This is a genomic window from Candidatus Methylobacter oryzae, assembly GCF_003994235.2.
Classification (GTDB): domain Bacteria; phylum Pseudomonadota; class Gammaproteobacteria; order Methylococcales; family Methylomonadaceae; genus Methylobacter_A; species Methylobacter_A oryzae.
This window is the reverse complement of the sequence record NZ_RYFG02000095.1, coordinates 18,667-38,604: the sequence shown is the minus strand read 5'-3', so window position 1 is coordinate 38,604 and position 19,938 is coordinate 18,667. Positions and strand designations below refer to the sequence as shown.

Here is a 19,938-nt window from a genome sequence, read left to right as displayed (position 1 = left end):
AACAAAGCCGCATTCGATCCGGAATTGATGGGCGATGTTTTTAATTTCGCAAAATTATTTATTCTTTATCGCAAATTAATCGACTCGTTACAATTAAAGCCGACCCGGATTCAGCGTTACAAGGTTACAATAGCAGCCATGAATACAAATCTCACTCCTTTTTCAGCGCTCACCCCCGATATTATCTTAAACGCGCTCGACAGTATTGGCCTGCATGGCGACGGCCGGCTGTTGGCGTTGAATAGCTATGAAAACCGTGTCTATCAGGTCGGCATGACGGATACGTCTTTTATTGTTACTAAGTTTTACAGACCGGAACGCTGGGCAACTGCGGCTATTCTTGAAGAACATACGTTCGTTCAGGAGCTGTTCGAGTCTGAAATTCCCGTGGTACCGGCAATGCCGTTTAGTAATAATCAGACTTTAATCCATAGCGACGGCTTCCGCTTTTCAGTATTCCCCAAACAAGGCGGCCGTGTACCAGAACTTGAAGGCCGCGAAAAACTCGAATGGATGGGCCGGTTTATCGGCCGTATTCACGCTATCGGTGCATTAAGACCGTTCAAAGAACGCCCGACTCTCGATATCGCCAGTTTTGGCGATGAACCTAGAGCTTACCTGCTGGCAAATAATTTCATCCCCAGCGATCTTGCCGAAGCTTACCGCAGTGTTACCGAGCATGCACTGAATGCCGTGAGACGCTGCTTTGAACGCGCAGGCAAGATAAAAACCTTGCGCCTACACGGCGATTGCTACCCCGGCAATATTTTATGGACAGATGACAGTCCGCATTTTGTTGATTTCGATGACAGCCGGATGGGACCGGCAATTCAAGATTTATGGATGCTGCTGTCGGGAGACCGCACTGAAATGAGTGTGCAGTTAAGCTACCTGCTGGCCGGTTACCGGACTTTTTACGATTTCGATAGCCGGGAGCTGCACTTGATAGAAGCGCTACGCACTTTGCGCCTGATTCATTATTCCGCCTGGATTGCACGGCGCTGGGACGACCCTGCGTTTCCGATAGCGTTCCCGTGGTTTGATACGCCGCGTTATTGGCAGGACAGAATTATTGAACTGCGCGAACAAATCGCGTTAATGGATGAAGGGCCGCTTGAGCTGGGCTAATCATTTCGTCCACGAAAACGAAAATTTTCAAAAAACTCAACCGTAGACCGTACCAAAGCAGGAATAGCTAATCTCGTGCTTTTCGTGGACAAGATTAATATTTTCACTGCTGCATCAGCATGGTTTTCACCGGATTGAATGTTTTTCTATGCACGTCCAAAAAACCGAACCGCTCGATTTCGGCCAGATGTTGCCTGGTGCCATAACCCTTATGCACATGAAACGAAAACTCAGGATAGTGCCGATGATAATCAACCATCAGCTTATCCCGTTCGACTTTAGCCAATATTGAAGCCGCACTGATCGCCTGTACTTTACTGTCTCCTTTAACGATTGCCTGAGCTGACATCGACAGTTTAGGAAGCCGGTTGCCATCCACTAAAACCTCGTCAGGCTGGATATGCAAGCCCTCTACCGCTCTTTGCATGGCCAATAGCGTTGCGTGAAGAATGTTAAGTTCATCAATTTCTGCAACACTGGCTTGGGCAATAGACCAGCTCAAGGCGTTTTCCTTGATGATAGGATAAAGACTATCCCGTTTGCTTTCGCTAAGAACTTTGGAATCGGCCAATCCGGCTATCGGCCGCATAGGATCTAATATAACAGCAGCAGCAAACACAGGACCTGCAAGCGGACCACGGCCGGCTTCGTCAACGCCGGCAACCGTTAAACCTTGGGGAATTTTTATTGAAGATTTATCATTCATGATCACTGACATTCCTGTAACAACTTAAGCTAGCACTAACAGCGCTTAACGTAATATGCCACGACTTACATTACGCAAAAAATTTACCATATCCGACAATTCTTTACTTTCACCAGCTAAATCTTCCATCTGATCAATAGCATCTTCCAAACGCAGGTTAGTCTTGTAAATGATCTTGTAGGCTTTCCTGATTAATCTGATGTCTTCAGCAGAAATGCCGTTACGCTCCATGCCAACGGAGTTGATGCCGTGAGGCCTAGTAGGTTTACCGCCGACCATAACAAAAGGCGGAATGTCTTGAGTAATCGCACTGCCCATCGCGGCAAAGCTGTACTGGCCGATTTGGGTAAATTGATGCACCAACGTAAATCCGCCTAGGATCGCATGACTATGTAAATGCACATGCCCGGCCAATGAGGCCCCGTTAGCCATGATCACATGATTGCCGATAATGCAATCATGCGCCACATGGGTATATGCCATGAACAGGTTATCGTTGCCTATCTTGGTGACACTGCGATCCTGCTTTGTTCCCCGATGCATGGAAGTATACTCGCGTATCGTATTTCTATCGCCGATTTCCAGCCGGGTTATTTCTGCCGCATACTTTTTATCTTGGGGATCTTCGCCAATCGATGAGAATTGATAGATGCGATTATCTTTCCCGATTGTAGTAGGCCCTTTAATAACAACATGGGAACCTATCACAGTGCCGGAATCGATTTTTACATCGGGCCCGATCACGGAAAAAGGACCAACCGAAACGTCATCGGCCAGCTCTGCCTTGCTATCAACTATTGCTGTTGGATCGATCAAAACTAGTTTACTACCGCTGCACATCGGATTTCGGCACTTGCAACAAACTCACCATCAACTTCTGCACAACATTCAAATGCCCAGATATTACGTTTGCTTTTCACGAATTTTGATTCCAACATCAATTGATCGCCCGGTACGACAGGTCTTTTAAACTTGGCCTTATCGATACCAGCCAAGTAGTAAATCATTCCCGCCAGTTCATCTCCAGCAGTTTCGGATGCCAGCAGCCCGGTAGTTTGAGCCAAAGCTTCCAAAATCAGCACACCCGGCATAATAGGTTTTTGCGGAAAATGTCCTTGGAAAAACGGTTCATTATATGTCACGTTTTTCACGCCCAATAATCTAACACCGGGCTCACATTCGATAACCTTATCCACCAATAAAAAAGGGTAACGATGCGGCAAGAATTGTTGTATTTGTAAAATATCTAGTGTAATGGACATGTTTGAGTCTGCTGCTCTTAAAAGTTGATGGCTATGCGATTAAATAAAAAATCGGTCGGGATTATTCCGGCATAGATGACAACTTTTGTTGAACTTGAGCAGTTACGTCAATTTGTTCGCTGGCGTAAATAACGCCGTCAGTCAGTAATAAATCAAAATTTTGATCTTTGGCTATTTCCCGGATAGCTTCAACAATACGACGTTGTAATTTACCTAATTCCTCATTACGACGGGCATTGAAATCTTCACTGAACTCTTGCTGAGCTCTTTTTGCATCGCGCTTTTTATTTAAAATATCTTTTTCCAAGTTAACTCGCGCAGATTCCCCCATCACTGCCGCATCTTTAGCCATTCTTTCGTCCATGCTTTGGATTTCTTTTTGCTGGGCAACTAACTGCTTATCACGCGGCGAAAATTCTTGCTCCAAACGTTTTTTGGCTTTTTCTGCCTGGGGTGCTTTTTCAAGAACGGCTGGTATATTGACAAAGCCAATTTTTAAATCAGCATAGCTCACATTGGATGCAAGCAACAATCCTAAAAATAAAGCAATCTTGGTTTTCATTGTTAAACAGATCTCTGATGAAATTAAAATAAATAGTGATTAAAGCTGAGTTGAGCGGCTTGTCCGCTCAAACGAAACTTATGCCCTCAGGGTATATATTTCACTGAAGCAAATTATAGGGGATATAAGCTTGTTAAACAAAAACAACTTCTACTAGAAATTCTGGCCGAAGTTGAATTGGAACATCTGTTTTTGATCCCCTGTAACAGTGCCGTCAGCCGCCGTTGTAGTAGATTTGGCATTCAACGGTAAGGCGGCACTGACTGATAAAGCCCCGAACGGCGATAACCATTCGCCTGAAACCCCGACAGAATATTTCAAATTGTTCGTTTTAAAACCGTTGCTAATAGAACCTGCATCTAAAAAGGTTCCTAACCTGACTGACTTGGTCTCCGGCATAAAAGGCACAGGAAAAAACAGCTCGGCATTGCCGATGATCTTACTAGAACCGCCAAATGGGTAACCATTCGAATCTCTAGGTCCTACTGTGTTATTTTTGAAACCGCGTATCGATCCTGTGCCGCCGCCGAAATAATTTTCAAAGAAAGGTAAACTGTCCGTTTTTCCATAACCGTTGCCGTAGCCGGCTTCGGCTTGCACTCTAAAAGTAAAATCCTTAGCCAACGGAAAGTAAAGCTGATGTTTATAACCGATCTTATAATACTCAAGATCACTGCCAGGGACTGTCGCCAAAGCGGAAAAACGCTGCTGTCCGCCCTTATTCGGAAAAATTGCCCTGTTAAGCGTATCATGAGTCCAACCAATTGCCGGTGCGAATGTTAGAAATGAATCGCCTATAGCTTTAACTATCGGCCGACTATTGGGAACTGTTCCTGGAGGAGCATAGCCGTTGCTAATATTCGAACAAGCATCCATGCCATTATTGCCGTTAATAAAATCGCAAATTTGATTAGATGAATAAGCGGTAGTACTCAGCGCAGTATGTTTTAAATCGAAATCAAAGCGTAAACTGTCGAACTCATTCAACGGTATGCCGAAATTGACTCCTGCATTAGCCACATTCGTTGAATAATTGGCAATGTTTACGGCCCCTGCATTTCGCTTCGTATAGCCCAAATTATAACCTTGGCTCACACCGTCCACGGTGAAATAGGGATTGTAAAAACCAAACTGATAACTTGTTATATAAGTACTGTTGTTAAAAGCAACATTCACCCGTTTACCGGACCCGAAAACGTTATCCTGGGCAATATTGGCGTTCAATACTATCCCTTGAGTTTGAGAAAAGCCTATACCGGCTGACAAGTTACCGGACGGCTTTTCGATTACCGTATAATTAACATCAATCTGGTCGGCAGTGCCTTGAACCGGCGGCGTTTCAACATTGACCTCTTCGAAGTAGCCTAAGCGCTCAAGACGCGTTTTCGAGCGTTCGATTTTCGAACTGGAAGCCCAACTGGACTCCATTTGCCGCATTTCACGGCGCAATACCTCGTCGCGGGTCTTGCTGTTGCCTTTCATGTTGATGCGCCTGACGTAAACGCGTTTTCCAGGATCGACAAAGAAAGTCATATCGACCGTTTTTTGTGCTTCGTTGATTTCCGGCACCATGTTGACGTTGGCAAAAGCATAGCCGTCATCCCCTAAACGGTCGGAAAGCGCTTTAGATGTTTCGGTTGCGTTCTTTCTGGAAAAAGTTTCCCCCGGACCGACTTTTACCAATTTAATAAGCTCTGGAGGATCGACTACCAGATTACCGGCTAGCTTGACTTTTTCCAGTTTATAAATATCGCCTTCTTTAACATTGATGGTTACATAAATATCTTTTTTGTCCGGGGTGATAGCAACCTGCGTGGATTCAATATTAAAGTTAATATAACCACGGTCCAAATAATAGGAGCGCAAGGTTTCCAAGTCTGCCTGCAACTTCTGTTTGGAATACTGATCGTTCTTGGTATAAAACGACAACAGGTTAGAGGTGCTTAATTCAAGATTACGCAACAATGTCTCATCATCAAAAACGCTATTGCCGACAATATTGATCTGCTTGATTTTGGCTACCCTGCCCTCGGAAATCTTGATATGAATACCGACCCGGTTGCGGGTAAGATTGGATACTTCGGTGGTAATCTTTAAGCCGTATTTGCCGTGGCTGAAATATTGGCGGCTTAATTCCTGTTCAACTTTATCCAACACCTGTTGGTCGAACACCTTGCCTTCAGCTAAACCGATTTTCTTTAAGGCCTTAGTTAAGTCGTCTTTACTTAAATCTTTATTACCTTCAAAAATGATTTTTGCAATAGAAGGCCGCTCTACGACGTTAACGACCAATGTTGAGCCTTCTCTTTCTAAAGAAATATCCTTGAAAAAGCCGGTTTTGAAGAGCGCCTTAATTGCCGGACCGACATTATCCAAGGAAAATCTTTCGCCAACATTGACGGGAAGGTAGTTATAAACGGTACCTACCGAGATACGCTGCAGGCCTTTGACTTGAATGTCCTCTACAATAAATTCTTCATCGCCTTTGGCAGTCTGGGAAACCAATAGAGCTAACAATAGCAAGCGAGAAAGAGTATTTAATTTCATGTAGAAGTCTAAAATAAAACGGCGTTGCCCAATGTAAAAAATCCGGCGGATTATATCACAGTAAATATTTAAAGAAGCTTAAGCCCTGTGAATAGGAAAATTAAGCACATCTTCAATAGACGCGCTTTTCGATAACAGCATCAATAAACGATCCAAGCCTATGGCCATACCTGAGCATTCAGGCAATCCCGATTTCAAAGCTGAAATAAGATGTTCGTCCTTAATGGAAACCGGCAGATTTTGTTGTTGCCTGACAGTCAGTTCTTTATCAAAGCGATTGTTTTGTTCTTCCGCATCGGTTAATTCGTAGTAGCCATTGCCTAGCTCAATACCATTAATAAATAATTCAACACGCTCAACAACCTGTGCATTATCTTTGTTGATTCTCGCCAACGATGACTGGCAAGCCGGATACCCATAAACCATATACGCAGTATTGCCCCCCAAATGTGGCTGGACTTTATGGCTAAATATAAAATCCAGCCACGTAGCATGGTCGTGTCCGCAAATACCCACCGCTTCGGATAATCCACATCCTTCAACAAAGGCGCAATAATCTTGATAAAAAAACTCCAAGGGGTCCAAGCCGGTAAGCGAAACAAATAATTCCCGATAACCGACTCTTTTCGTTTCCGCTAACTGCCGGTCACTGAACAGCATTGCAACCAAATCGGCAATTTCATCCATTAACTGAGACAAATTAAAACCGACCCGGTACCATTCAAGCATCGTAAACTCAGGATTATGAAAACGCCCTGCCTCGCCGTTCCTGAATGCTTTACCTATCTGGTAGATAGATCCGCTGCCTGCTGCCAGCAGCCGTTTCATTGCAAACTCGGGCGATGTTTGCAAGAACAATGTTTGCCGTTTTGGCGGCAAACAATACTCCGTGGTAAAAAATGCCAACTGCGGATCCGTTCCGACACTATGGCTAAGCAGCGGCGTTTCTACTTCCAATACCGACCTGTCGGCAAAAAACCGGCGTATATCGGCCAGCATCCGCGCTCTTAAACGCATCAGCTCCAGCGAGCACGTCGGTTGCCAGTCCTGTAGCACTATTCTTTTACGCGGGAAACGTATTCGCCGGTTCGGGTGTCGACCTTAATCATTTCACCTTGCTGTACAAATAAAGGCACCCTGACTACTGCGCCGGTATCCAAAGTAGCCGGTTTACCGCCGCCGCCCGAAGTATCGCCGCGTACGCCAGGATCCGTTTCAACAATTGTCAACTCAACGAAATTGGCAGGAGAAATCGCCAAAGGCGCATCATTCCATAAAGTTACCGTGCAGGAATCCTGATCTTTAAGCCATTTGCCGGCATCGCCGACAATCTTTTCATCTGCCTGATACTGTTCAAAAGTATCCGGCACCATAAAATGCCTGAATTGGCCGTCGTTATAAAGATATTGCATCTCGACGTCGATAACATCCGCGCCTTCAAGAGATTCGCCCGACTTAAAAGTTCTTTCAATAACCCGGCCGGTTTTCAAGTTTCTTATTTTCACCCGGTTGAAAGCCTGACCCTTTCCAGGTTTAACAAACTCATTTTCAATAATTGCACAAGGGTCGTTATCCAACATGATCTTCAACCCAGCTTTAAATTCATTAGTGCTATAGACAGCCATTTTATCCTCAAATATGACAAACAATATAAACTCAACCATTATAATAGAGGCAACAACCGATAGAAACTTTAATAATCTCTGATGCCCGAACCACAAGCCGAAACCCAGCACTTTAATAAAAACTGGCAACAGCAACTTGCCGAAGCCTTTAACAACATTGAAGACCTCTGCCATTACCTGCACTTGTCCCCGAATGACTTACCGGTATCAATCACAGCAGTTGAACAATTCCCTTTACGCGTCCCTTTAAGCTTTGCGGCCTGCATCGAAAAAGGCAATCCGCACGATCCATTATTACGCCAGGTATTACCTATTAGCGATGAACTGCTCGATTACCCCGGATTCAGCAACGACCCGGTCGGCGACCTTGCATCGGCCGCTCAAACCGGCGTTTTACACAAATACCAAGGCCGCGTTTTGTTTATTAACACCGGCAGTTGCGCAATCAATTGCCGGTATTGTTTCCGGCGCAATTTTCCCTATATTGATTTACAACTTAGCAAACAGAATGAAGACGACGCCATACAATATATCCAAAACGACGCCAGTATCTCGGAAGTTATTTTAAGCGGCGGCGATCCGTTGTTGTTGAGCGATTCGCGACTAGCCCGGCTTATTCAACAATTGGACAGTATCAAGCACTTGAAGCGCATCCGAATACACAGCCGACTGCCAATTGTGCTGCCGGCCCGAATCACGAATGAATTCATTAGCACGTTGACCCAAAGCGCTAAGCAAATCGTCATCGTCACCCACTGCAATCACGCCAACGAAATCAGCGACCGTGTGATTGCCTCCTGCAAATCGTTAAAAACCGCAGGGATTACCTTGTTTAATCAGGCCGTGCTGTTAAAAGATGTAAATGACAATGCAGAAGCCTTATGCGAACTGAGCGAACAACTGTTCAACCACGGCATCATTCCTTATTATCTGCATTTATTAGACAAAGCGGCCGGAACGGGACATTTTGAAGTTTCCGAAACCGAAGCGCTTGCGCTTATCCGGCAAGTTCAAGCCGCCTTACCCGGCTATATGGTACCGAAACTGGTCAAAGAACAGGCAGGAGCCCGCTCAAAACAGAATGTTTTATAGATCAACCGTTCCGGTTAACGATGCCATGCGGCACATGCGCAGCAGCGACATGCCGGGCGGCGGATTCACAGTGGCCTTTTTGATCATCAAAGAAAATATCCGCACCAAACGCTTCCAAAAAAGCGCCTTTGTCGATGCCACCCAAAAAGAAAGCCTCATCAATACGGATACCCCATGCTCTTAAAGTCCTGACCACCCGCTCATGAGCCGGAGCCGACCTTGCCGTGACCAAGGCCGTTCTTATCGGCGACGACTCAGGATCGAATTGCATTTGAATATGATGCAAAGCGCTTAGAAAATCCTTAAAAGGTCCTCCCGGCAACAGTTGCTTAGCTTTGCAGCGCTCATTTTCGGCAAACGCATCAAGACCGTACTGTTGATAGATTTGTTCCGACTCATCCGAAAACAGCACCGAGTCCCCATCGAAAGCGATGCGCAGTTGATCGGAATGATGCTCCATCGAAGGACCGCAAAGAATAGTCGCTGCGGCAAAACCGGCACACAGCGCTTTTGCGACATCATCGGCATTGGTCGATAAAAACAAATGAGCGCCGAAGGCAGGAATATAACTATAGGGAGAAACGCCGCTGGTAAATGCCGCACGTATAATCTTTAACTGGTAATGGGCAATGGAATTGAAAATCCTCAAGCCGGTATCGGCACTATTTTGCGATAACAGAATGATTTCGACCAAAGGATCGTTGGTGCAACCGTCATTTAAACTCAAAAACTTTTTAACCAGGACAAAACCGTAGCCCGGTTCTAAAATTTCATCCTCATGTTCTATTTGATACCGGCAGAAAGCTTCCTTGCCTTGCGTCTCAAATATCGTGTGCGACTCATCCAAATTGAATAGTGCTCTGGATGACACCGCCACAACAAGCTTTTTTTCTCTCATGGACGAGGAGGCTTAATTGCTAGTTATCGCTCACCCAGACCGAATCCAGATTAAGCGTTTGTTTGATCCTGGCCGTATTGGCGTTGGCTTCCGCTTTGGTTCTAAAGCCTCCGACGCGTAACCGGTACATTGTGGCATTTCTTTCATAGACAGGTATCACTTCAGCAAAAATACCTTGCCTTGCAAATTCGGCGGCTTTGCTTTTAGCAAACCACTCCTGTTTGAACGCGGCCAGATTGACCCCCCACTTCCCAACAGTTGTTGGCTCGTTTATTTTTGCAGGCTCCTCTTTTTTCAAGATAGCTTTCGGAGGGATAACCGGTTCGGCCTCTTCTTGAGTTTTAGCTTTGGCGGGCGCCGCTTCAGGAACAGGCTCTGCCTTGGCAGATGCTTCTTCGTGCTTTGCCCTTTCTTTAGTGGGGGCAACTTCATGCGCGTTTTTTTCCTTGGACGGATGCGCTTCACTCGCTTTGCTCGGAGCATGCTCTTGGGCTGGCTCGATTTTGGCCGGCGCCGCCGGTTCATGGACGGCCTCGGTCTTGATAGGAGCGGCAACTAACGATTCCAACAAAGGCATTCTTCCTTCGCCCCCGACTTTAGTTTGCAGCATGTCCAAGGCCTTACTGACCATGTCCTGCTTTGCCGCAATATCAGGCACTTTATTGTTTAAAAGATCGGCTAGAGACTGGGGACTCCCTTTAAGCTCCGTTATGAACCCGTAGACTTTCTGGTTCAACTGCACAACAGAATCCATCACAGCATTGATTTCTTCCTTAGGGTTATTTTCAGCATTCTTCGCCAAGCTTGCCTCAAGGCTTGTCACTGTTTCCGTCAGCTTTGAAACCTCGGATTTTGCATTATAGGTCATCACTCCCAAGCCGGCGGCTGCGCTTAACGCTACAGTACCGAATCCTAACGCAATATAAGCGAAGAGCTTTGCTTTTTTAACCCTACGCTCAGCATCTTCCAACTGCTTTTTAACATCCCCCTGCCCGGATGCTGAGGCACTGTTTTTTGCATTTTCAGGATTTTCCGAAACCGTATCTGCGGCTTGTTTCGGCTGGGCCTCAAAAACCGAATCGTCATCTCCCGGCTTGAGTTCCGGTATTTCCGGTTTAAAAGCCTGTATAACATCATCTTCGTCCAGAAAATCACTATCTCCAAACGCATCAGCCAAATCATCTGTTTTAGTGCCTGGGTTGCTGCCCATATCGGAAGTTTCCATGTCGGCAGTAATATCGAAATCCGGCAACAGAAAATCATCTTCATCTTGAGTTGATCGTTCGCCCCCTGTTAAATCAGCCTCTCCTGTTTCCTTGGAGAAGTCGTCACTCACCTCATCCAACTGAAAGAACTCATCAATTTCGCTTAAATCCGTATCGTCGCCGAATTCATCTTTCTTATCGACCGCCTGCTCTAATGCATCCTCCTCATTAAAGTCAGAATCCATGAATAAACTATCAAAGCTATTTTCATCGTTCTGTAAGCCACTGGATTCTCCAACGCTAACTTGCTGTTCTTGATTAGGCGCTACTTCAGGAAGAGAATTGGATGATTCAACGCCATCATCCTGAATCATATCCGATTCGTCAAAACTTCCAGGACTGAAAAAATCGTCAAATTCATCAGCAAACGCGGCATTTTCATCGCCAAGAGATTCTGCCTGCTGTTCTTGATCAGCCTCTACCTTAGCCGGAGCAGGCGATTCAACATCATCCTCGATCATATCGGACTCGTCGAAACCGCCAAGATTGAAAAAATCATCCATCTCATCCGCCGGCTCAGCGCCGAAAGATGGCTCAACAACTGCTTGCGGCTCTGCCTTAACGGGAACGTCATCATCCTGAATCATATCCGATTCGTCAAAGCTTCCAGGACTGAAAAAATCGTCAAGTTCATCAGCAAACGCGGCATTTTCATTGACAGATGATTCCACCTGCTGTTCTTGATCAGCCTCCACCTTAGCCGGAATAGACGATTCAACATCATCCAGGATCATATCCGACTCATCAAAACCGCCCTGACTGAAAAAGTCATCAATTTCATCCGGCAGACCGGCATTAGTATCGATGGAGCGTTCAAACTCCGCCGACTGCTGCGGATTAATCTCCGTATCAGTAGGGACCGATGATTTAACCAGCACATCTTGGACCGGATCCGGTTGATCAAGACCGTCGAAATTTAAAAAATCATCAATCTCATCCGACAGGCCAGCATTATTGGAAGGCGGTTCAAAAGCTGCCGGCTGCCCCGGCTCTGACTCTACTTCAGCAGCGATCGACGATTTAACCTGATCATCCTGAATCAAATCCGACTCATCAAAACCGTCGAGACTGAAAAAATCATCAATTTCATCCTGCAACTCTTCCTCGTCATGCGCAGATAAATTTTCTGCAACTTGTTCAGGCTCGTCAATTACCGGAATGGGATCCGGTTCAACGAAATCGCTAAAATCCGAGAAGGAATCCAATTCCTCATCAATATCGACAGAGCCGGCTTCTAAAGTCGGCTCTCTAACTGCCGCCATAGCCGGAGCCGGTACTTCAACCTCGTCTTCATCTCCCCTGCCGGACTTATCGACAGCATCAATTTCGTCTGTTAAAACCGCATCGTCAGTAAACGTGGATAGGCTATCTGCGGCTAATTCAGGCTCATTAGTCTCGTCCGCCGGCATAGGGTCCGGTTCAGCAAAATCGCTAAAGTCAGAAAAATCATTCAACTCGTCAAGCTCATCGGAATTATCCGCATCAAGCTGGGCATTCATCAACAGCCTATCGATAGCATCTTCTTCATCCTGACTATCAGTTAACGGAAAATCAGGTGAACTCCCTACCGGCTCTGCTAATTCCGCAACGGCTGCCGAAGGTTTTTCCTGAGCATTGAAATCTTCTCCAAAATCGTCAAAGTCTAAAAAATCATCCAACTCATCATGTAAGCCGACATCTGCTCTTGCCTTTGACGGCATTATTTCGTCATCGGTATCAAAACCGGCATCCATTAACAACCTATCGATAGTATCGTCATCGTCTTTAAACTCATCCCTTGGAAGCAAAGAAGATTCCGCCTCATCCAGCATCGCATCCAAATCAACATCGAGATTATCGCGTTTTTCTTTTGATTTTTTATCTATTGGATCGGTCATATTCAGACTCAGCAAAATGAGGAATTAAGATATTACGATTAAATATAGAACATTTTATTCATTATTAATATCAAACAAACTTAATGTTCATCAAGTTTCGGCAATTTAATGATAAACTCCAAAAAAAACTTCCAAGAAACGAAATGCAATTAGCTATCACCGCCTTAGGCCACAATCAGACTAATTTTATTGCCGAAATATTACCCATCGTACGCGACTGTAAATGTAGCATTTTGGAAATAAGATCTTCCCGCCTCGCGCAATCCTCCGCGGCATACCTGCTTATCCAAGGTAATTGGAATCAAATAGCCAAATTTGAAAATACGCTAGACACTATCCAAAGACGACTGGACCTTAAAATCCACACATTACGGCCAGATCCAAAAGACAAACCCAAAGACTGCGTTCCATACTCACTGGAAACAATATCCCTGGACCGCGATAACATCACAGAAGCCATTACTTCCTTCCTGTTCGATCGGCAGATAGATATTGAGGAAATAACCGGCAGCTGCTATCAAGCTCCCTATATCCAAACCTCGGTGTTCTCGACTAAATTTGTGATTTTGATTCCGCCGCAGCTGCATCTTTTAGCTTTACGCGAAGAATTTTTGGATTTTTGCGACCAACTCAATATAGATGCGATTCTTGAACCTATAAAACGGTAATTCTGATCATGATAACTCTCGGCAATACGATACCCGATTTTGAGGCTTTATCGACCGGTGATAAAACGGTAAAGCTAAGCGACTACAGAAATAAATACCTTGTCCTTTATTTTTACCCTAAAGACAACACGCCGGGCTGCACTCAGGAAGGCCAAAGCTTTCGCGATAACATCGAAAGATTCGCCGCGCTGAATACCGTCATCGTAGGCGTGTCCCGTGACACTGTCCGCGTTCACGAAGGTTTTAAATGCAAGCAGGAATTTCCTTTCGACCTGCTTTCAGACGCGGATGAAACGTTGTGCCAGCTATTCGACGTAATCAAAATGAAAAACATGTACGGCAAACAGGTACGAGGTATCGAACGCAGCACTTTCCTGATCGATCCCCAGGGCGTGCTGGTCCGCGAATGGCGCAAAGTCAAAGTTAAGGATCATTGCGAAGAAGTCCTGCAAGCCTTAGATGAACTCACAGGTTCCCGATCATGAATATCCATTCCTCGCCGGATAAAAAGCTGTTTGTCCTCGATACCAATGTGTTGATGCATGATCCAACGGCTATTTTCCGTTTTAAGGAACATGACATCTTCATTCCGATGATTGTCTTGGAAGAACTGGATCACGCCAAAAAAGGCCTGACCGAGCTGGCGCGCAATGTCAGACAAGTCAGCCGATTCCTGGATGAATTAATCTGCGATGCCAATCAGCAAACCATCAACGACGGACTGCCGTTATCGAGTATAAAGCACGGGCCGAACATCGATATTGCCGATGCCGGGCGTTTATATTTCCAGACCAGCACCATGACGGCATTGCTGCCGGAAAGCATGCCCGGCAACCTTGCCGACAATTCGATACTGCGCATCGTTTTGGCGCTAACCAAGGAACTGCCCGACACCACCGTTATCCTGGTTTCGAAAGACATCAACATGCGCATCAAAGCGGCGACATTGGAATTGCTTGCCGAGGATTACCATAACGACCAAACCCTGGATGACATCGATTTGTTATACAGCGGAGCAACAGCCTTGGAAAAAGATTTTTGGGAAGTGCACGGCGCCAAAATGCAATCCTGGCAAGAGAAGAACCGCACTTTTTATAAATTGGAAGACCCTGTTGTCGCCGAATGGTATCCAAACCAATATTTATACATTGAAGACGAAACCAATTTTGAAGCCATCGTCCGCTCCTGCGAAGGGAACACTGCGGTCTTGGAGCTGGCAAAAGATTATCGCGCCAAACATAACAATGTCTGGGGCATTACCGCAAAAAACCGCGAACAGAACTTCGCCCTCAATGTGTTGTTAGATCCCAACATCGATTTTGTCACCTTGCTGGGCACGGCCGGGACCGGCAAAACCCTTCTGGCATTGGCCGCCGGACTCACCCTGACCCTGGAAAACAAAACCTACCAGGAAATTATCATGACCCGCGAAACCGTCCCTGTCGGCGAAGATATCGGCTTTCTGCCCGGCACCGAAGAAGAAAAAATGGCGCCGTGGATGGGCGCCTTAATCGATAATCTCGAACTGCTCGGTAAAAATCCGGAACATGGAGAATGGGAACAAAGCGCAACCAGCAACATTATTATGAACCGGATCAAAATCAGATCGCTTAACTTTATGCGCGGCCGCACTTTCCTGAACCGTTACCTGATTATCGATGAAGCGCAGAACCTGACATCGAAACAAATGAAAACGCTGATAACGCGTGCCGGACCGGGAACCAAAATCATCTGTATCGGCAACCTGTCTCAGATCGACACGCCTTATTTAACGCCGACGACTTCCGGGCTGACTTATGTTGTCGACCGTTTTAAAACTTGGCAGCATGGCGCGCACATCACATTGCGGCGAGGCGAACGCTCGCGCTTGGCCGATTACGCTTCGGATATTTTGTGATTGCCCGCTTATACAAGATTGCCGGCATAACTTTTAAAGACTTATACCGGTACTGTTATCGTCAATCCGCGGCCAGGCCGTCAACACCGCCTTGACAACGGTCGCTAGCGGAATTGCCAGAAATACGCCCCAAAAACCCCATAAACCGCCGAAAAACAAAATCGCAATAATAATAGCAATGGCATGTAAATTAACGGCTTCGGAAAATAACACCGGCACTAAGACCACACCGTCGAGCGCTTGAATGATTGAGTACGCGATAACAACGTACATAAACTCCTCGCCGTTCAATCCCCACTGGAAATAGGCGACGCCCAAAACCGGAAAAGTCACCAGCGTTGCCCCAATGTAGGGAATGATCACCTGCAAGCCCATCAAAACAGCCAACAACATCGCGTAATTCAGGCCCATGGCGGCGTAAGTCGCGTAGCTCACCGCCCAAAGAATAAAAACTTCGCCGAATTTGCCGCGTACATAATTGCCGATCTGCATATCGACTTCCTCCCAAACACGTATGGTCAAGTTCCTGTCTTTAGGTATGAACTGTAAAAACCAGGCGATTAACAGCTGTTTATCTTTTAAAAAGAAAAACACCATCATCGGTACGAGGAACAGGTAGATCATCACACTGACCAATCCCACCACTGATGCGGCCGAGTACGACAATATATTCTGCCCGTAAGTCAACAACTCCCGCTGCACCGCGAACATCATCTGCTGGATTTTGTTTTCCGAGATAAACTCGGGATACATGTCCGGTAAGCTCATAATGCCGGCCTGCGCCCTATTCAATATCTCCGGAATATTCTGGACAAGCTCGATTGCCTGTTGCGAAACCAGCGGAATCAAATAAAACAATAAAAAAACCAGACAGCCCATAAAGACTGAAAATACCAGGTACACGGCCGCCAAACGCGGCATATTCATGTTTTCCGCCTTATTGACCAAGCCCTCAAGCAAATACGCCAGCACAATCGATACAAAAGCCGGCATCAACAAATCGGATAACGAGTAGATCAGCACAAAGCTGACAGTCAGGATAATTGCCAGCGCAACAACTTGGGGATTGGGTAAAAAACACTTAAACGTGTCTCTTAGAAAATGTAGACTTGGAGATTGGTATCGAGTTGCCATTAATAACCGGGATTTCTATATTTGTTTTTGCCATTCTACATTTAATAAGACTTTTGGCTGAAATAAAATGGCTTATTTTATAGGCGAGTAAAAAAGGGAACACGGCAAATGCATAAGCAATTACCGTATTCCCTTTTTAAAATCTTAGCGTCTGTCTGTTAATCTCACAAAATGAGATTAGACTTCTAATCCGATTAAACTAATCCGTTGACTGTGAGGATGCCGCGCCTAATGAGGCGTAATTCAGGCAACTAAAAAGAAAAAACTGCGCGCCGAAAATCAGATTAGCCATCAACAGGTGAATCGGCTGGGCTACCGGAGGCATACCCAGTCTGTCCAAGCTGATACCGGCAAGAATGGCCGTAACAACCAAAGCGGCAAGAGAAAAACCAATGCGCCGCAACACGCTTTTTTTATCGACAGAGCGGATAATCTTCCAGGCTAACCAAAGATTAGTGAATAAAATAATCGAAGAGAACGACCTGTGTATGTAAAAAATGACCGGAAAGTCGTCGCGCCAATATTGCCGCTCAATATAAGCATGATTATGCGAGATAAAATCCACCGCTTCCCTGACTTGAGTCCCCATCGCCACCTGCACCAAAGTCATCATCATTGCCACGATCAAGACGCTTCTGAATTTATCCGGCAGCGCTCGAATATCAATCCGGGCGATAACATCCCGTTGCGAGCGGGTAATCGTATAAATAAGCAATGCAACAATGAACAACGCCAGTAACATATGCAATGTAATCATCAAGGGCTTAAGATTGCTCGCCACCACCGAAGAGCCCAGCCAACCTTGAAATCCGACCAGAAAAAACACGCTGACCGCCAAATAAAAAATGGTTTTGTCTGTTCTAAGATAAATACGCGATGACCAGGCCGTCAGGAAGATCAAAAAACCAATCGTTACACCGACCAGTCGATTAGTGTATTCGGTCCAGGTCTTTACCGGGTTGAACTGGGTATTTTCATAACCGCGTTCGGCATAAATCTGATGATAATTAGCCGGTAACTGCGATTCATTGGTCGGCGGCACCCATTGCCCAAAGCAGGTCGGCCAATCGGGACAGCCCATACCTGCCCCGGAAGCCCTGACGATGCCTCCGACAAGAATAACAAAATAAACGGCAAAAATTGTAACCGTACCTAATCGGCGGAAACGCGCGGCTGCTTCAGCATTAATCATAGTTTTAAATCTTTTTTAAGAAAGCATGTTTCGGGCAATTTCAACTTCATCTGAAATATCTTCAATTTCCAATATTTCAGAGCTGGCAGAAAACCCGAGTTTGCTAAATGAAGGAACAAGAGAACAATCGACTCGGCATGCGGGATGATCGGTTCCGGCGATACTTTGCAAAAACGCAACTTGCACGACATCGACATAATCCGCCTTCGCCCCCGAGTCATACTGAAAATTAACATATTGAGAGGCGACGGGCTTTAAGTTTTCAGGAAAATCCCACGCATCCATAATCAACTTACCCACGGCAGGATGCGCTTTTTCCAGCAATTTCGCCATTCTTGTCGGGCTGTCCCTGAACTCAGGAATTTTCTCAACCAACATTAATATAGGTAACTTGCCGATTTGATGAATAAGACCGCCCAACATAGCCTCATCAGCATTAAGATGGGGCGCGAAAGCGCAAAGCGCCCGACTAATGGCCGAAACATTGATGCTTTGTTCCCACGTTTTCCTGAACAGGCTTTCCAACAGTTTTGATGAGGGGCAAAACATCTGTTTAATAACCAAACTGGTAACCAAACTACGGATTGTGTTGTTACCGAGCCTTGAAACAGCCATTTGTATATTATTAATCTCGGATGCACTGCGATACATAGGGCTGTTTGCGACACGGATAACCTGCGTCGACAGTGCTACATCGGTGACGATAATGTCAGCCAACTCCTTGGCCGATATATCGCCGTCGGTAACAGCATTTTTAACCTTTAACGCAATATCGGGCAATGTAGGCAAAACAAGACGATTAGCGTCAAGTTCGGACTGGACATGATCAAGAAAACCTTGAACGGAAGTAAATTGCATTATTACTGCATCCCTTGATAAATAATACGTATTAAAAAATTATCTTAATAGTCTGATTTTATCTTGGTTGTCGTTTTTTAACCTAAGATTATAAGTATCGGTATCCGAAATTTGCAGAACGACAAGCATTTTACAAGAATCCTGCCCATTTTGCGCATACAGAACTTTGCCTGTGCTTTGCTCCGTATCGATGCTGTCGTCGATAATTGTTGAATTAGGTTCGGGTAGCGCGGCCAGCACATCGCATTCAGCCAGGAACATTTCCCTTTTTGCTTTACCCAAATAGTGAGTCCTCGCAACAATCTCCTGACCGGTATAACAACCCTTATTAAAACTGATGCCGCCCAGCTTATCCAGATTCAGCATTTGCGGAATAAACTCTTCCGATGTTTCGGCAGTCAGCCAGGGAATCCCTGAAATGATGTCGAGATAGCGCCATTGCGCTGAATCTTCCGCTTGGAAACCTAATTGCGCCTGTTCTTTCCAAAACTCTTTGGCATGATCAACTTCGGCAATAATCAAGCTACGGTTTTGAAGATTAACAACGATATATTCCTGCCGGTTTGTCGCAAACAACTGTTCGGATGCATAGACAGGCTGCGGCACTCCATCCGATAAACCGATCAGGCACAATTGATCCGAACTGTCCGTTAAAACCACCTTTGACCGTAACACATACATTTGCAGTTTTTTCTTAACCGCCTCCAGCAATACTTTAGGCAACACCATCAAAAAAACATCGGCGTTTTTAACCAGTAAAAAAGTGGTAATCGCCCTGCCTTTGGGATTGCACATTGCGCCCAGGCTGCTTTTCGTCTCGGAAATGTCGTTAATGTTACAAGTAATTTGCCCCTGTAAAAATTTTGCCGCATCGGCACCGGCGACAGCCAAAATCCCTAAATCGGTAATCGCGTAAATGCATTGGCTGCTTTTATGATCGGACGATGGGAAAGTAATATCGATATCGTTTTTAAATATTGCGTTTTCCGCAAGCAGAAAGTTTTTCCAGTCAGCGTTCATCAATAACCAAAATAATAGTTTTTAAGTGCGCCGATTATATCGCTATTCGAACGAAGACAATATGCAGACCTTCCAGGTTTTCAAAACCTGGAAGGTCTTAGCCGACATCGATTATTTCGTCTTTATTCCTAAAACAGGGCAACTAAGATGCGTTTAAGCACGGTAAGCTCGTCGAACCGCAAACATTTAACCGCGCGGGCTTTATGA

At 45.5% G+C, this 19,938-nt stretch carries 18 protein-coding genes; 5 read left to right on the top strand and 13 right to left on the bottom strand.

Translation table 11 applies throughout. The features are described from left to right. Positions 1-138: 138 nt before the first annotated feature. Positions 139-1,128: a serine/threonine protein kinase gene (locus EKO24_RS11090; protein ID WP_127029380.1), complete on the top strand. Its 990-nt coding sequence runs from the start codon at positions 139-141 to the stop codon at positions 1,126-1,128. A gap of 103 nt (positions 1,129-1,231) precedes the next feature. Here the strand turns inward: EKO24_RS11090 and rnhB are convergent, their stop codons facing one another. The 7 genes from rnhB to efp form a co-directional block, all read right to left on the bottom strand. Next, positions 1,232-1,834 (bottom strand): ribonuclease HII, encoded by a 603-nt coding sequence (gene rnhB / locus EKO24_RS11085; RefSeq protein ID WP_127029381.1) that lies wholly within the window; start codon positions 1,832-1,834, stop codon positions 1,232-1,234. Between the two features lie 45 nt (positions 1,835-1,879). Beyond that, positions 1,880-2,650 (bottom strand): acyl-ACP--UDP-N-acetylglucosamine O-acyltransferase, encoded by a 771-nt coding sequence (gene lpxA, locus EKO24_RS11080; RefSeq protein ID WP_127029382.1) that lies wholly within the window; start codon positions 2,648-2,650, stop codon positions 1,880-1,882. A gap of 2 nt (positions 2,651-2,652) precedes the next feature. Further along, complete coding sequence (fabZ, locus tag EKO24_RS11075; RefSeq protein WP_127029383.1) at positions 2,653-3,096, bottom strand: 3-hydroxyacyl-ACP dehydratase FabZ; 444 nt, start codon at positions 3,094-3,096, stop codon at positions 2,653-2,655. Positions 3,097-3,157: 61 nt separating this feature from the next. Further along, positions 3,158-3,658 (bottom strand): OmpH/Skp family outer membrane protein, encoded by a 501-nt coding sequence (locus EKO24_RS11070; RefSeq protein WP_127029384.1) that lies wholly within the window; start codon positions 3,656-3,658, stop codon positions 3,158-3,160. 153 nt (positions 3,659-3,811) lie between these two features. Further along, the gene (bamA, locus tag EKO24_RS11065) at positions 3,812-6,205 is read right to left on the bottom strand and encodes an outer membrane protein assembly factor BamA (protein ID WP_127029385.1); all 2,394 of its coding nucleotides are present in this window, start codon (positions 6,203-6,205) and stop codon (positions 3,812-3,814) included. A gap of 78 nt (positions 6,206-6,283) precedes the next feature. Further along, complete coding sequence (gene epmA, locus EKO24_RS11060) at positions 6,284-7,261, bottom strand: EF-P lysine aminoacylase EpmA (protein ID WP_127029386.1); 978 nt, start codon at positions 7,259-7,261, stop codon at positions 6,284-6,286. Then, positions 7,261-7,830: an elongation factor P gene (gene efp / locus EKO24_RS11055; RefSeq protein ID WP_127029387.1), complete on the bottom strand. Its 570-nt coding sequence runs from the start codon at positions 7,828-7,830 to the stop codon at positions 7,261-7,263. The genes epmA and efp overlap by 1 nt, the downstream gene beginning before the upstream one ends. A gap of 81 nt (positions 7,831-7,911) precedes the next feature. On the opposite strand from efp, the gene epmB reads away from it, so the two are divergent. Continuing rightward, positions 7,912-8,922 (top strand): EF-P beta-lysylation protein EpmB, encoded by a 1,011-nt coding sequence (gene epmB, locus EKO24_RS11050; protein ID WP_127029388.1) that lies wholly within the window; start codon positions 7,912-7,914, stop codon positions 8,920-8,922. Between the two features lies 1 nt (position 8,923). Here epmB and EKO24_RS11045 read toward each other — a convergent pair whose 3' ends face one another. After that, on the bottom strand, positions 8,924-9,820 hold the full coding sequence (locus EKO24_RS11045; RefSeq protein WP_127029389.1) for a 5'-nucleotidase: 897 nt from the start codon (positions 9,818-9,820) through the stop codon (positions 8,924-8,926). A gap of 19 nt (positions 9,821-9,839) precedes the next feature. Then, positions 9,840-12,962, bottom strand: coding sequence for an SPOR domain-containing protein (locus tag EKO24_RS11040; RefSeq protein WP_127029390.1), 3,123 nt, complete (start codon positions 12,960-12,962; stop codon positions 9,840-9,842). A gap of 143 nt (positions 12,963-13,105) precedes the next feature. Here EKO24_RS11040 and EKO24_RS11035 point away from each other — a divergent pair, with 143 nt between their 5' ends. From EKO24_RS11035 to EKO24_RS11025, 3 genes are read left to right on the top strand one after another with little or no spacing between them, the layout of a single operon-like run. Then, complete coding sequence (locus tag EKO24_RS11035) at positions 13,106-13,630, top strand: glycine cleavage system transcriptional repressor (protein WP_127029391.1); 525 nt, start codon at positions 13,106-13,108, stop codon at positions 13,628-13,630. Between the two features lie 8 nt (positions 13,631-13,638). Further along, the gene (locus tag EKO24_RS11030; RefSeq protein ID WP_127029392.1) at positions 13,639-14,115 is read left to right on the top strand and encodes a peroxiredoxin; all 477 of its coding nucleotides are present in this window, start codon (positions 13,639-13,641) and stop codon (positions 14,113-14,115) included. Next, a complete protein-coding gene (locus tag EKO24_RS11025; RefSeq protein WP_127029393.1) occupies positions 14,112-15,527 on the top strand; it encodes a PhoH family protein in 1,416 nt (471 codons plus the stop codon). Before EKO24_RS11030 ends, EKO24_RS11025 begins: the two co-directional genes overlap by 4 nt. 33 nt (positions 15,528-15,560) lie before the next feature. Here EKO24_RS11025 and EKO24_RS11020 read toward each other — a convergent pair whose 3' ends face one another. The 4 genes from EKO24_RS11020 to ygfZ form a co-directional block, all read right to left on the bottom strand. After that, complete coding sequence (locus EKO24_RS11020) at positions 15,561-16,661, bottom strand: AI-2E family transporter (protein ID WP_127029394.1); 1,101 nt, start codon at positions 16,659-16,661, stop codon at positions 15,561-15,563. 199 nt (positions 16,662-16,860) lie between these two features. Beyond that, positions 16,861-17,853: a COX15/CtaA family protein gene (locus EKO24_RS11015; protein WP_127029395.1), complete on the bottom strand. Its 993-nt coding sequence runs from the start codon at positions 17,851-17,853 to the stop codon at positions 16,861-16,863. Between the two features lie 15 nt (positions 17,854-17,868). Continuing rightward, positions 17,869-18,711 (bottom strand): HDOD domain-containing protein, encoded by an 843-nt coding sequence (locus EKO24_RS11010; protein WP_127029396.1) that lies wholly within the window; start codon positions 18,709-18,711, stop codon positions 17,869-17,871. 39 nt (positions 18,712-18,750) lie between these two features. Beyond that, positions 18,751-19,731, bottom strand: a complete 981-nt coding sequence (gene ygfZ / locus EKO24_RS11005) for a CAF17-like 4Fe-4S cluster assembly/insertion protein YgfZ (RefSeq protein WP_127029397.1) — start codon at positions 19,729-19,731, stop codon at positions 18,751-18,753. Between the last annotated feature and the right edge of the window lie 207 nt (positions 19,732-19,938).

Coding starts and splice junctions, on each gene's coding strand:
- EKO24_RS11090 (WP_127029380.1), top strand. CDS start 139: ATGAATACAAATCTCACTCCTTTTTCAGCGCTCACCCCCGATATTATC.
- ygfZ (WP_127029397.1), bottom strand. CDS start 19,731: ATGAACGCTGACTGGAAAAACTTTCTGCTTGCGGAAAACGCAATATTT.
- fabZ (WP_127029383.1), bottom strand. CDS start 3,096: ATGTCCATTACACTAGATATTTTACAAATACAACAATTCTTGCCGCAT.
- EKO24_RS11070 (WP_127029384.1), bottom strand. CDS start 3,658: ATGAAAACCAAGATTGCTTTATTTTTAGGATTGTTGCTTGCATCCAAT.
- epmB (WP_127029388.1), top strand. CDS start 7,912: ATGCCCGAACCACAAGCCGAAACCCAGCACTTTAATAAAAACTGGCAA.
- EKO24_RS11025 (WP_127029393.1), top strand. CDS start 14,112: ATGAATATCCATTCCTCGCCGGATAAAAAGCTGTTTGTCCTCGATACC.
- EKO24_RS11020 (WP_127029394.1), bottom strand. CDS start 16,661: ATGGCAACTCGATACCAATCTCCAAGTCTACATTTTCTAAGAGACACG.
- bamA (WP_127029385.1), bottom strand. CDS start 6,205: ATGAAATTAAATACTCTTTCTCGCTTGCTATTGTTAGCTCTATTGGTT.
- EKO24_RS11030 (WP_127029392.1), top strand. CDS start 13,639: ATGATAACTCTCGGCAATACGATACCCGATTTTGAGGCTTTATCGACC.
- EKO24_RS11040 (WP_127029390.1), bottom strand. CDS start 12,962: ATGACCGATCCAATAGATAAAAAATCAAAAGAAAAACGCGATAATCTC.
- EKO24_RS11010 (WP_127029396.1), bottom strand. CDS start 18,711: ATGCAATTTACTTCCGTTCAAGGTTTTCTTGATCATGTCCAGTCCGAA.
- EKO24_RS11015 (WP_127029395.1), bottom strand. CDS start 17,853: ATGATTAATGCTGAAGCAGCCGCGCGTTTCCGCCGATTAGGTACGGTT.
- EKO24_RS11045 (WP_127029389.1), bottom strand. CDS start 9,820: ATGAGAGAAAAAAAGCTTGTTGTGGCGGTGTCATCCAGAGCACTATTC.
- rnhB (WP_127029381.1), bottom strand. CDS start 1,834: ATGAATGATAAATCTTCAATAAAAATTCCCCAAGGTTTAACGGTTGCC.
- EKO24_RS11035 (WP_127029391.1), top strand. CDS start 13,106: ATGCAATTAGCTATCACCGCCTTAGGCCACAATCAGACTAATTTTATT.
- efp (WP_127029387.1), bottom strand. CDS start 7,830: ATGGCTGTCTATAGCACTAATGAATTTAAAGCTGGGTTGAAGATCATG.